At 52.1% G+C, this 12,558-nt stretch carries 12 protein-coding genes; 8 read left to right on the forward strand and 4 right to left on the reverse strand.

Going from position 1 to position 12,558, the window contains the following annotated elements; genetic code table 11:
- Positions 1 to 166: 166 nt before the first annotated feature.
- Entirely contained in the window at positions 167 to 1,228 is a 1,062-nt protein-coding gene (gene zapE, locus SC206_RS04355; protein ID WP_332734541.1) for a cell division protein ZapE, read from the forward strand.
- Positions 1,229 to 1,237: 9 nt separating this feature from the next.
- Here zapE and SC206_RS04360 read toward each other — a convergent pair whose 3' ends face one another.
- Positions 1,238 to 1,732: a hypothetical protein gene (locus SC206_RS04360; protein ID WP_332734543.1), complete on the reverse strand. Its 495-nt coding sequence runs from the start codon at positions 1,730 to 1,732 to the stop codon at positions 1,238 to 1,240.
- Positions 1,733 to 1,895: 163 nt separating this feature from the next.
- On the opposite strand from SC206_RS04360, the gene SC206_RS04365 reads away from it, so the two are divergent.
- Positions 1,896 to 2,135: a hypothetical protein gene (locus tag SC206_RS04365; RefSeq protein WP_332734545.1), complete on the forward strand. Its 240-nt coding sequence runs from the start codon at positions 1,896 to 1,898 to the stop codon at positions 2,133 to 2,135.
- Positions 2,136 to 2,231: 96 nt separating this feature from the next.
- Here SC206_RS04365 and SC206_RS04370 read toward each other — a convergent pair whose 3' ends face one another.
- Positions 2,232 to 3,140, reverse strand: a complete 909-nt coding sequence (locus SC206_RS04370; protein ID WP_332734547.1) for a DMT family transporter — start codon at positions 3,138 to 3,140, stop codon at positions 2,232 to 2,234.
- A 195-nt stretch (positions 3,141 to 3,335) separates the two neighbouring features.
- On the opposite strand from SC206_RS04370, the gene SC206_RS04375 reads away from it, so the two are divergent.
- Both SC206_RS04375 and SC206_RS04380 read left to right on the forward strand, forming a co-directional pair.
- Entirely contained in the window at positions 3,336 to 4,214 is an 879-nt protein-coding gene (locus SC206_RS04375) for an AraC family transcriptional regulator (RefSeq protein WP_332734549.1), read from the forward strand.
- Positions 4,215 to 4,454: 240 nt separating this feature from the next.
- Positions 4,455 to 5,303 carry a PA4780 family RIO1-like protein kinase gene (locus SC206_RS04380; protein ID WP_332734551.1) on the forward strand — a complete coding sequence of 283 codons (849 nt, stop codon included), beginning with the start codon at positions 4,455 to 4,457 and terminating at the stop codon, positions 5,301 to 5,303.
- Between the two features lie 59 nt (positions 5,304 to 5,362).
- Here SC206_RS04380 and SC206_RS04385 read toward each other — a convergent pair whose 3' ends face one another.
- Complete coding sequence (locus SC206_RS04385) at positions 5,363 to 6,112, reverse strand: substrate-binding domain-containing protein (protein ID WP_332734553.1); 750 nt, start codon at positions 6,110 to 6,112, stop codon at positions 5,363 to 5,365.
- On the reverse strand, positions 6,112 to 7,173 hold the full coding sequence (locus SC206_RS04390) for an ABC transporter substrate-binding protein (RefSeq protein WP_332734663.1): 1,062 nt from the start codon (positions 7,171 to 7,173) through the stop codon (positions 6,112 to 6,114). Before SC206_RS04390 ends, SC206_RS04385 begins: the two co-directional genes overlap by 1 nt.
- 215 nt (positions 7,174 to 7,388) lie before the next feature.
- Here SC206_RS04390 and SC206_RS04395 point away from each other — a divergent pair, with 215 nt between their 5' ends.
- The 4 genes from SC206_RS04395 (at position 7,389) to SC206_RS04410 (ending at position 12,541) form a co-directional block, all read left to right on the forward strand.
- Positions 7,389 to 8,174, forward strand: coding sequence for an inositol monophosphatase family protein (locus SC206_RS04395; RefSeq protein WP_332734555.1), 786 nt, complete (start codon positions 7,389 to 7,391; stop codon positions 8,172 to 8,174).
- A gap of 86 nt (positions 8,175 to 8,260) precedes the next feature.
- A complete protein-coding gene (locus SC206_RS04400; protein ID WP_332734557.1) occupies positions 8,261 to 8,929 on the forward strand; it encodes a glutathione S-transferase family protein in 669 nt (222 codons plus the stop codon).
- A gap of 361 nt (positions 8,930 to 9,290) precedes the next feature.
- Positions 9,291 to 10,658, forward strand: coding sequence for an NCS2 family permease (locus tag SC206_RS04405; RefSeq protein ID WP_332734559.1), 1,368 nt, complete (start codon positions 9,291 to 9,293; stop codon positions 10,656 to 10,658).
- A 236-nt stretch (positions 10,659 to 10,894) separates the two neighbouring features.
- Positions 10,895 to 12,541, forward strand: a complete 1,647-nt coding sequence (locus SC206_RS04410) for a Na+/H+ antiporter (protein ID WP_332734561.1) — start codon at positions 10,895 to 10,897, stop codon at positions 12,539 to 12,541.
- Positions 12,542 to 12,558 lie beyond the last annotated feature (17 nt).

The following is a 12,558-nucleotide window of genomic DNA, read 5'->3' on the forward strand; positions in this document are numbered from 1 at the left end:
TTTTGTCCAAAATTTGGCGTAATCTTTTTTGGCTGGCTCAATTTTTGTTTTTATATAAAGAGTTTTAAAGAAGAGCCTTTTGCCCGTAAAGTAAATTGCCCGTAAAGTAAATTTTACAGAATTAAATGTTAGATCTTCAGGATCAAAGGCGATCGGGACAGACAGGATGAGCATCAGGGATCGTAGCTTCAACTTTGAACACGTTATGGCCGAAAAAGCCGCTGAAAATCAAATGGTTCTGGATCCTTCCCAGCGCCAGGTCATTGCCGACCTGAATGCTTTGGTTAATCTGCCTCAACCTGTTAAAACGCGATTATTTAAAAAACCGGAGCCGCAAATTCGTGGCCTCTATATCTGGGGCAAAGTAGGGCGCGGCAAGAGTTTTATTGTCGACAGCTTCTTTGCTGCCGTGCCCATCGAGAAAAAGCGGCGGGTGCATTTTCACGATTTTCTGCGTGAACTGCACAAACGATTAAACGATTTTAATAATCCGGATAACAGCCTCGAAAGCGTGCTAAAAATCCAGTTGGGTGACTGCCAGTTGCTCTGTTTTGACGAGCTGCATCTGCACGACGTCGGCGACGCGATGCTGGTGAAAAAGCTGCTTGAGCTGATTGTCGAACGGGAAATTCTCTTCGTTGCCACCTCTAACTATCCGCCGGATCAATTATTGTCGAACCCGCTTTATCACGCGCGATTTGAACCCGCCATCAAGCTGATTAAACAGTATATGAACATCACGACGTTGGAAGGTGGGCAAGATTATCGGCTGCTGGGCACCAATCAATTCACGCCATTTTGCGAAGGGGTTTTTCTTTCGCAGGGTAACGCGGCACAGCGTCGCGCGTTGCAACTGCCTGATGCAGAAATTATTGCGCCCAATATCGTTGTCGGCCATCGCGCTCTGAAATTGCTTTCCACGCCTGAAAAATATCTGCATTTTTCTTTCGACGATCTTTGCCGTGCGCCAACCGCTGTGATGGATTATTTAGCGCTTTGCGAAACGCATCGTCGCTGGATTATAGACGGTGTGCCGAGGCTGTCAGCCGAAACGCCCGCCGTTCAGCAGCGTTTTATCAATGTTATCGACGTGCTCTATGACCAGCACTGCCAGCTGTTTTTATTGAGTGAATATTCACTGGCGACGATAACGCAGGACGTACAACAGGAAGATATTCAACGCACCATCAGCCGCCTGAGCCAGCTACAACATCAGACTAATTCATAGCGCTTTGTTTTAACCGCCCGATTTTGTCGGCAGCTCGAATTTTGCCCCTTTAACTACGATTTCGTCGAACTGCAAATGATGCATAAATTCGCGCAGGATGAGCAAGGTTGCGGCAAAATCGTTGCCATCCGGTATTCCCTCGAAGCTCGCCGGACGACCATTAATCACCAGCGCCAGACGATCAAAAGTGCGTTCGACGGCGTCGAGTGACAGGTGCATCGCTTCATCTTCAGCGATGCCAGAGAGTCGCGCAATCGCTCGGATCTCATTGTCTTCACTGTATAAACTGGCGCGTGGCATGATGTTGTGACGCAGACGAACGACCTCATCTTCGACCACCATAATCGCGGTTTCCATCTCTTCCGGCGTGGGCGGTTGATGACGAAAATAACCCACCGACGTTAACTCCGACCCAAGAGTCAAACATTGCAGCTCGCCGTCGATTGTGACCTGCGTTTCTTCCCGACCAATGTGCAGAAAAACCTTTGAAGATCCCTGAGCCATGAACGCCTCGTCTAAGTGAACTAATTTACTGTTCCAAAAGAATTAACCTATTCCTTCATGTCCGCAAGTCAAACAGCATTCAATGACGGTTTCCTCACGCTCTTGCATGTGCAAAATTCAAGCGCATACTCGTGGCAGAAAGAAATCTTTTATTGGAGAAAACATGTGTGAATTACATGAAAAAGACGACAGTTTAGCCTTACATCAGTCCTGTAAAGTGAAGACTATTTCTGATTTAAAGGTGATAGAGGGGACTAATACCCACATCGATGAAAAATCACTATTAATCCGTAAAATAGAAAGAAATTTTTTGGGTGAAAACAAGCTATTGGAAGGAATATCAGCTTATAAAGCACATAGCGATGAAGTTGCGAGATCTGTAGGTAGGGAGTGGGATTATTGATTTTTCTATCGACATTAGGCGAATGCGTACTGGTATAAACGATCGCCGCGATCCTTGGTAATACGATGGATAGAAAGGATCGCAGCGAAGCACAAGCTAGTTTAGCGCAGCCGTCGGTTTGCCGCGTTGGGTCAGCCATTTTGGGCGATAGAACATCACCAGATTGCCGAACAGAATCAGTATCAATCCAATTACCGCGTTGGTATGCCACTGATAGCCTTCATAAAATGTGGAAACGGTTAACGCAACCAGTGGAAACAGCAGCGTGCTGTAAGCGGCCTGACTGGCTCCTATGCGGCCCACCAAACTGAAATAGATCCCAAAACCGAGTACCGAGCCGAATACCGCCAGATAAATCAGCGAGCCGGTGTAAGCTGGCGTCCATTCGATTGCAAAAGAAGCGCCCTGCGCCAGACTTAATAGGGCCATCACCGCCGCGCCGTAGCCCATCGCGTAAGTATTGGTACTCATCAAATCCAGCCCGTGCAGCTTGTGGCGAGTGCTGATCATATTGCCCAGAGAAAAACCGTAGGTGCCGAGCAGGCTAAGGCCGACGCCTTTGAGTAATTCGGGCGCAACGTGCGTGGCGCTCAGGTCGTGCCAGAAAAGCATCACGATGCCTGCGAGACCTAAAATAGAGGCGGGGATTAGCGCGGGCGAAAGTTTTTGACGGAAAAACAGCATGCCATTGAAAGCGTTAAACAGTACCGCCATCGAAAAAATCACTGACTCCAAACCGCTGCTGATATAGGCGGCCGCGTGATAAAAACAGTAAAAGTTAAAGGCAAACACGCAGCAACCCTGCGCTACGCAAAAAAGATGGTCTTTGAAGGCCAGTTTGCGCAAGCGGCGGGTGATGAGCAGGGCGGCCAACATCAGCAAAGAAGCCAGTAAAAAGCGGTAAAAAATTGAGACTGTGATGGCAACTTCGCCCTGTTGCAGGTAAATGGCAAACCAGGTGGTGCCCCAGATAAGGATGACGGAGATATAGAGCAGCGCGTTCATAAGGTGTCCTGAGAAAAGGGATTCTGCGGCGATTATTCCCCTCTTTGACGCTTCGCGCCTGCACCGGCTTGCGATCGGTTGCATATTCTTGCGCTTTTTTGCTGCCATTTTCTGACAAAGCTCGCACTCGACCTCGGCTAAACATTACACTAGCGCTATTCATCAACCAGGCTGTTTATTATTGGGAGTCACGTCATGGCGAATAGCTATCAGGCGTTTGAAACGCTGAAAAAGCATCAGGCCGTTCTACATGACAGCCTGCACCTCGGCTCGGGCATGCAATTGGCGGCCTGGTCGAATAAAAATGACGTGGTAACGCAGGAAGATCCCGATCATCACACATTGAGCCTGTATATCGCCGACGGCTACGAGTGCTACCACAAGACGCGTTCGGGTTGGCAGAACGGCGGCGGACCGGATCGCTTTTGCATCATGCCGAAACACACGGTTTCTAGCTGGGACGTGCGGGGGGATCTGTCGTTTGTTCACATGTATTGTACCGACGAACATCTGCGTCGCGTAGTAGAACAGACGTGGGATCGCAGCCCGGCCACTATTCTGGTTGATGAACAGACTTTCAAGGAAGATCAGCAAATTACGCAGCTTTATCGCCACTTTCTGCTGAGCTGCAACTGGCAGGAAAAAAGCAATCGGCTGCTGTTAAGCACCGCGACCAATTTGCTGGTGACCCATCTGGCGCGCCATTATACCCAACTGCAATGGGCGCTGCCGACCGTGCGCGGTGGCCTGTCGCCGACAATATTAAATCGAGTTAAAGAGTATATTCACGGCCATCTTTCCTCGACCTTGCAGCTGTCCGAGCTTGCTGCCGTCGCAGAATTAAGTGAATTTCACTTTGCACGGATGTTTAAGCAGTCGATGGGCGTGGCGCCGCATCAATATGTGATGAATGCTCGCCTAATCCGGGCAGAAAGCCTGTTGCGGCACAGCACGTTAGACATCACGACTATCGCGCTCGACTGCGGTTTTAGTTCTCCGAGCCATTTCAGCAATCGATTCAAAACATTGCGCGGCTTCGCGCCTTCCGCCCTTCGACAAGATTCTTCGCGCTAACTTTCACTGCACCTCATCCCGCCTTTTATCGGACGATTAATGCCATTTTCCCGTTTCTCCTTTATCATTTTTCATCGGTTTATCTTATTGTCGAAAGATCTCTGCTTGGAAAGTATCCAGTGAGGTTTGACTACGATAAACTGGACCGATTAAGTCATCCAAAGGGTGGCAACAGCGCAGGATTAAAGGAATTTCGTGCGGGGTGATTCCCTCGCGCGCATAAATAAGGTACAAGGCTGCATGAAAATCCCAAATAGAATCCAACCTCTGGTGGATGACGGCCTGATCGATGATGTGGTCCGTCGACTCAAAAGTGGCAAAGAGGCCGACGTGTACACCGTTTTATGCGGTGAGGAAATCCGTTGCGCCAAAGTTTACAAAGAGGCGACCCAGCGGAGCTTCAAGCAAGCCGTTCAGTACCAGGAAGGACGCAAAGTACGCAACAGTCGCAGTGCGCGTGCGATGCAAAAAGGGTCTAAATTTGGCCGCAAACAGCAGGAAGAGACTTGGCAGACCGCTGAGGTCGATGCACTGTTTCGTTTAGCTAATGCGGGTGTTCGTGTGCCGCAGCCTTACATCTGTCTTGACGGCGTGCTGTTGATGGAACTGATCACCGATGGCGAAGGGCTGGTGGCACCGCGTCTGAGCGACGTGACTTTTACCGAGCAGGAAGCGGTTGAAGGCCACGACATCATGATCCGCAACATCGTGCGCATGCTGTGTGCCGGTATCGTGCACGGCGATCTGTCAGAATTTAACGTGCTGCTCGATGCAAAAGGTCCGGTAATCATTGACTTGCCGCAGGCGGTGGATGCTTCTGCAAACAACCATGCAGAATCGATGTTTGAGCGCGACGTTAATAACATGACCGATTTCTACGGCCAGTTTGCGCCGCAGCTGCTCAAAACCCGTTACGCCAAAGAGATTTGGGCGCTGTATGAAGAGGGTAAACTGACGCCGCAAAGCATTCTGAGCGGGGATTTCGTTGAAGACACCCATTCTGCCGACGTCGATTCACTGCTCGACGAAATTACCGCCGCCGAAGACGAATATTACGATCGTCAACGCGCGTTGAAAGAGCGCGATTAAACGCGCTCGTCAAAGTCTTTTACTTTGCTACAGTCACTTGCCTAGCTAAAGTCACTTACCTAGCTAAAATCACTAGCCCCGCTGCTGTAACCTTGAGTCTCTAAATACTCTCTCACCGCTGTCGTTAATAGAAATTCTGACAGCGGTGCTGCTCGCGCGTGACACTGCGCAAAAGCATAATCCGCCCGAATATTATATTCCTCAGCAATATCAAGCACCCGCAACTCAGAACACTTTTCCAAACGTCGCGCATAGCTGGCGTAGCCAATAAATAAATCACACTGCCCGCTGCGGATAAGCCAGTCGGCGGCGAGTTCACCTGCGGGAATCGGTGCGCTTTCAGGCCCGCCCACCAGCGTTTTCGCTTTGTTTCGCAACAATTCCCCCAAGCCCGGTTCGCCAACGTCCGAAAAGCGTTTATCGATGTTGTCGAACAGCTGCCACGTGTAATCGCCAGACGGATCGGCCAGCGGCGTAGACGTGCCTAAGGTTAAACGCGGATCGCGAAGCAAATCGAGCCAGGTCGCGGATGCATCGAGCCGCTCTTTGCGCGCCGTCAGACACAGCCGATTATGGGTAAAAATTTCTACCCGCTGCGCTAAACCTTGCGCCAGCAAACGTTGCGGATGTGCATGATTAGCAGAGGCAAACAGATCAACCTTTTCGCCCGCTTCGATACGTTGACGCAGCAAACCGGCCGGGCCAAAATCGCTCTGCACTCTGATTCCGCTTTGTTGCTGAAAACTTTCCATCAGCGTTTGCCAAACGGGCCGCAGACTGCCTGCGGCCAGCACCTTAAGTTCGGTCATCAGGCTTTTGGCTCCGCGACGGCGGTTTTAGGCACCGGCGACGCGACATAGTGGGTGCGATAAAAACGCTGATAATAGGCGTCGGCCTGTTTCTGCATATCCACGTCGGCGAACTTCTGCGGATAGAGCTTTTTCGCCATCCACAGCTCGCCAATCGCGAGTGCTTCAGGCATTGGATAGCCCCACGCCTTGGCGTATTCTGGCATCAGATAGACGCGATGATTTTTTACCGCGTCGATAACCTGCCATTTCGGATCGTTTTCGATCTCATTCACTACGCTCGGGTAACGATCCTGAACGAAAATCACCTGCGGATCCCACGCGATCACCTGTTCAAGGCTCACCTGTTTAAAACCTTTAACTGTCGATTCGGCAACGTTCAGCGCGCCCGCGTGATTCATCATCAGGCCGGTATATTTTCCGGAACCGTAAGTGCTCAGGCCCGGATTGGCCATATAAACACGCACGCGCTGCTGCGCAGGCACGGATTGCAGGCGATCGCTGACCATTTTGCGTTGCGTAAAGGTGTAATCAATCAATTCGGCAGCCTGTTTCTGGCGATTCACCACTTCGCCAATCAGCTGAATGCCTGTCTTAAGCCCCTGATTATAAGCTTGTTCCTCGTCGGGCAGCTGCGGATTCATCTTGTCTTCCTGACCCGGTGGATCTTGACGCAGTGAAATCGCCACCACCGCAATGCCCGCCTGAGAAATCTGTTCAATCATCTCTTTCGGCGCGTAATTAGTGACAAACACCACCTGCGGATGCAGGGCAACAAGGCTTTCCAAATCGACATGGGTCAAATCGCCCAGCGCCGGCGTTTTCTGCAACTGAGGGGCTAAGCGGACGTAACCGTCGCCAAGCTGCTGTTTCCAATTCGCCAATATGCCAACAATTTTGCTGGTGGCATTGAGTTGAACCAATAGGTTAAGCGTCTGGTGTTGCAGCACGACAACGCGGTCAACCTGATCGGGAATGGTGACCTGACGGCCCAGCTGGTCAGTAATCTGGCGCGCGGCTAAAGAGGAGAAGGTAGGTAAACTCAGCGCAGCGCCCAGCACCAACCATTGAAAAAGCTTACCCTTGGCAAAAGATTTTTTCAGAAATGCGTTCACAGGAAAACCTCGTTATACGTTGTATTTTTCAGTATATAGCGATGTGCGCTTTCTGAACATCACAACGAAATTCCGTCTCGCACCTGTCTTTATTGTCCCCCCGTCATTATTGTCATATAGCCGTGTCATGTTAGCTTTTTTGAAAATAGAGGATAACGACGATGAAAACTGAAATTTCCGAACGTCTGCGCATTGCCAGCCAAATTACCTCTCAGGCGGCCGAATTGGCGTTGAGCTATTTTTCCCGCCGAAGCGAGATCGACGTCAGCAGCAAAAGAACGCAGGACTTTGTTTCCGAAGCCGACGTGGCGGTCGAAAACTTTATTCGCGAACAGCTTGGCCACTATTTTCCACATGATCCGATAATTGGTGAAGAGATGGGCGGCCAACTGAGTGACAGCGCCTGCTGGGTTATCGACCCTATCGACGGCACCTCAAACTTTCTACGCGGATCGCCGCTGTGGGGCGTATCGCTCGGATTGGTTGAAAGCCATCGTCCGGTGATTGGCGTGGTCGCGCTGCCGGTGCTCAACGAACTCTTTGCTGCAGAAAGTGGAAAGGGGATTTTCTTAAACGGCAAACCGTTTACCCGCGACGATTGCTTTGCCGACGTGCAGGTGCTCTCTCTGGGCGACAGCGCCGACGATCAGCTCGGTGAAGCCTCGGCATTTTATCGCGGCCTGCGCGAGGCCGAATGGTCGGTGCAATGCTATCACTGCACCACCATCGGCATGGTTTTCGCCGCCAAAGGGGTGATCGACGGCCATCTCCAGCGTCGCACCACGCTCTGGGACATTGCGGGCGGCGCGGTGCTCTGTCAGGAAGCCGGTTTGGAAACCGTTGTCAATTTCGGCACTCAGGGAATCCGCCATCTTTCCGTTGCCAGCGGCACGCCTGCATTAATGGCCGCCGTCAAACCGCTGTGGCCTGACTTATCGCCTCGTTAAATCATGTCGCCTCGTTAAATTTGGCTTGCCGCTCCGTGGTCTATAGTTAACAGCAAAGTTAACGTACGACCTTTGGAGCGCAATGCATGATAATCCTTCACCACCTTAATAATTCGCGTTCCCAACGTATTCTGTGGATGCTTGAAGAGCTACAGCTGCCTTACACTCTTGAGCGTTATCAACGAGATGAGAAAACCATGCTGGCACCCGCCGCGCTGAAAAAGATCCATCCGCTCGGGAAATCGCCGGTTTTGCAAGATGGCGATCTGATCATTGCCGAATCGGGTGCCATCATTGAATATTTGCAGGAAACCTACGACCCGCAGGGCACGCTGAAGCCGGAAGATACGCCGTCGCGTTTACAGTATCGCTATTGGTTGCACTATGCAGAAGGTTCGCTGATGCCGTTACTGGTGATGAAGCTGATTTTCGGAAAATTAGGCAAGCCGCCGGTTCCGTTACTGATTCGTCCGATTGCAGGCGCGATCGGCAAGGGCGTGCAGCAGCAGTTTCTTGATAAGCAGATAGCCACGCACGCCAGTTATTTGGAAGATTATCTCACTAAAAATGCCTGGTTCGCGGGCGATCACTTTAGCGCGGCGGATATCCAGATGAGTTTTCCTATCGAAGCGCTGGCCTCGCGTGGCCCTATCGAAAAATGTCCGCACCTCCAGCGCTGGTTGAAGACTATTCAGGCGCGACCGGCCTATCAGCAGGCGTTGAAACAGGGTGGCCCTTACCAGATCGGCCGCTAGAAACCATTAAGAAAGGGGTTCTTAAACGGGCCCCGCATCCCTCCCGAAAGTTATCTCAGCGCATCTTTTTAGTCGAAATGTCTCTAAATTGTACCGAAATCCGAAAAACATCGTTAACACAGTTGAAAGCAGAGCATTAATAGCTGGATAATCGTTTGCTTAGCCGTATCCACGACTTATAAAAACCGCCGTACGCGATGAGAGTTAAGCGTTTGCCCTGGCTTTATGCCGATGATTTTCGATATTTTGATAACGAAAATCGACTGCATTTATCCTTTAGCCGGGTAGGGAAGCGAACGAAAAGAAACGATTTCATAATGACCACGCAGGCATTTCAGTAGCATTTTCAGAGGACTCCACCATGTCTCAACCACAGTCTCAAGCGGGCGGCAGCGTGACGCCTAAAGGATCGCTTGATGCTTTCTTCTCGATAAGCGCGCGCGGCAGCAATGTGCGACAAGAGATCATTGCCGGTCTCACCACCTTTTTGGCGATGGTCTATTCGGTCATCGTTGTGCCTGCCATGTTGGGCAAAGCCGGATTTTCGCCGTCGGCAGTGTTTGTCGCCACTTGTCTGGTTGCCGGATTCGGCTCCCTGCTGATGGGCCTGTGGGCCAACCTGCCGCTGGCTATCGGCTGTGCGATTTCATTAACCGCGTTCACCGCCTTTAGTCTGGTTATCGGCCAGCATATCAGCGTGCCGGTGGCGTTGGGCGCGGTATTCCTGATGGGCGTGCTGTTTACAGTGATTTCGGTTACCGGCATTCGCTCGTGGATTTTACGCAATCTGCCAACCGGCGTGGCGCACGGCACCGGCATCGGTATCGGGCTGTTTTTGCTGCTGGTGGCGGCCAATGGCGTGGGTCTGGTCATCAAGAATCCGCTCGACGGTTTGCCAGTCACGTTAGGAGCTTTCACCTCGTTTCCGGTCGTCATGACCTTACTGGGCTTGGCGGTGATTTTCGGACTCGAAAAGCTTCGAGTGCCGGGCGGCATTTTGCTGGTGATTATCGCTATTTCGATTGTCGGCTTGATTTTCGATCCGAATGTGAAGTATCACGGCCTGTTCGCTATGCCATCGCTCACCGATGCCAACGGTCATTCAGAATTCTTTAATCTGGATATCATGGGCGCGCTAAAAGGGGCCGTTTTGCCGAGCGTCTTGGCGCTGGTAATGACGGCCGTTTTTGACGCCACCGGCACCATTCGCGCAGTCGCGGGTCAGGCTAATTTGCTGAATAAAGAGGGGCAAATTATCAATGCGGGCAAGGCGTTAACGGCGGACTCGGTCAGCAGCATTTTTGCCGGACTGGTCGGCGCGGCGCCGGCGGCAGTTTACATCGAATCGGCAGCGGGCACGGCGGCGGGCGGTAAAACTGGCTTAACGGCCACCGTGGTCGGCGTGCTGTTCCTGCTGATGCTGTTCCTGTCGCCGCTGTCGTATTTAGTGCCAGCCTACGCGACGGCACCTGCGCTGATGTACGTCGGCCTATTGATGCTCAGTAATGTGACCAAGCTGGATTTCAGCGATTTCGTCGACGCCATGTCAGGCTTGCTGTGCGCGGTGTTTATCGTGCTGACCTGCAACATTGTTACCGGCATCATGCTGGGCTTCAGCTCACTGGTCGTCGGCCGCGTGTTCGCCGGCGAATGGCGCAAACTCAACCTCGGCACGGTAATCATCGCCGTCGCACTGGTCGCCTTCTACGCGGGCGGTTGGGCACTTTAAACTTTCATCGTGCCCTCGTTTTCACCCACGAGGGCATTTCTATTTTCCAAAAGCTCACAAACCTTTCTCTCGGCGCATTCATACCCCAACAAAAATTGTTAACAACCTTTACACTGCGAATTCAGAAATCTGCAATTTTTCTCCATCGTTAAAATGAATTACTATCAAAGCGTCGTGCAGGTCCCGCCTGCGTCCTGCTTCAAGCATTAACTAAAAAACAAGAGTCTAAGGAAAGCATGGAAATATTTTTTACCATTCTGATTTTGATTCTGGTGGTGTCGCTCTCCGGTGTCGTTACCAGGATGTTGCCGTTCCAGGTCCCACTTCCTCTTATGCAAATCGCCGTAGGTGCCTTGCTCGCCTGGCCGAACTTTGGTCTTCACGTCGACTTTGATCCCGAGCTGTTCCTGGTGCTGTTTATCCCGCCGCTGCTGTTTGCCGATGGCTGGAAAACGCCGATGCGCGAGTTTCTGCATAAAGGTCGCGAGATATTAGGTCTAGCTTTGGCGCTGGTGCTGGTGACCATCGTCGGGGTGGGGTATCTGATTTATATGATGGTGCCGAATGTTCCGCTGGTGGCGGCGTTTGCGCTGGCGGCCGTGCTCTCTCCGACCGATGCCGTGGCGCTTTCGGGTATCGTGGGCAAAGGCCGTATTCCGAAATCCATCATGGGAATTCTTGAGGGCGAAGCGTTGATGAACGACGCGTCGGGCCTGGTTTCCCTGAAATTTGCTATCGCCGTTGCCATGGGAACCATGGTGTTCACCGTTTCCGGCGCGACCGTAGAGTTTCTGAAAGTAGCGATTGGCGGCCTGCTGGCGGGTGTTGCCGTCACCTGGCTGTACAGTAAATCGCTGCGCATCATGAGCCGCTGGAGTGGTGATGATCCGGCGACGCAAATCGTCCTGCTGCTGCTGCTGCCTTTCGCCTCTTATCTGATTGCCGAACACATTGGCGTATCGGGTATTTTGGCCGCCGTGGCCGCCGGTATGACGATCAGTCAGTCGGGGATTATCCGCAACGCGCCGCTGGCAATGCGCCTGCGCGCCAACAGCGTTTGGGCGATGCTTGAGTTCGTGTTCAACGGCATGGTGTTTATCATGTTGGGGCTTCAGCTGCCGGGCATTCTCGAAAGCTCGCTGGATCAGGCGACCCATGATCCGAGCATCGTGACCTGGCACCTGTTCGCCGACGTCGGCATCATCTATTTTGCCCTGCTGTTGCTGCGTTTCGCCTGGCTGTGGCTGATGAAAAACTTCAGCACTCGCCTGTTGAAAAAGCGTCCGCTGATGTTTGGCGATTTCTCGACTCGCGAACTGTGGATCGCCTCTTTCGCCGGCGTGCGCGGGGCGATTACGCTGGCCGGTGTGCTGTCGATTCCGCTGTTTCTGGCCGATGGCACGGCGTTCCCGTCGCGCTATCAGCTGGTGTTCCTCGCCGCCGGGGTGATTTTGTTCTCGCTGATTGCCGGCGTGGTGGCGTTGCCGTTCCTGCTGCGCGGGGTGAAAGTCGATAAATCCTCCTATCGCGAAGAGGAGCGCATGGCGCGTTCCGTCTCGGCGGAAGTGGCTATCGAAAGTCTGCACAAGATGGAAGAGCGTCTGGCGGCCGATGCCGAAGAGAATATCGACGAGCAAACGTTGAAAGAGATCAGCTCGCGCGTGGTGGGGACTTTGCGTCGACGCACTGTCGACAAGGATGATATCGAAAACGCATTGATGCTTGAAAATCTGGAGCGACGTTTTCGTTTGACGGCGTTACGCGCCGAGCGTGGCGAGCTTTATCACCTTCGCGCCACGCAGCGGATCAGTAACGAAACGCTGCAAAAGCTGCTGCACGATCTCGATTTGCTCGAAGCATTGCTGGTCGAAAAAGAAGTCTGATAGCTTGATTATCAAAT

The organism is Rouxiella sp. T17 (assembly GCF_036663475.1).
GTDB lineage: Bacteria > Pseudomonadota > Gammaproteobacteria > Enterobacterales > Enterobacteriaceae > Rouxiella.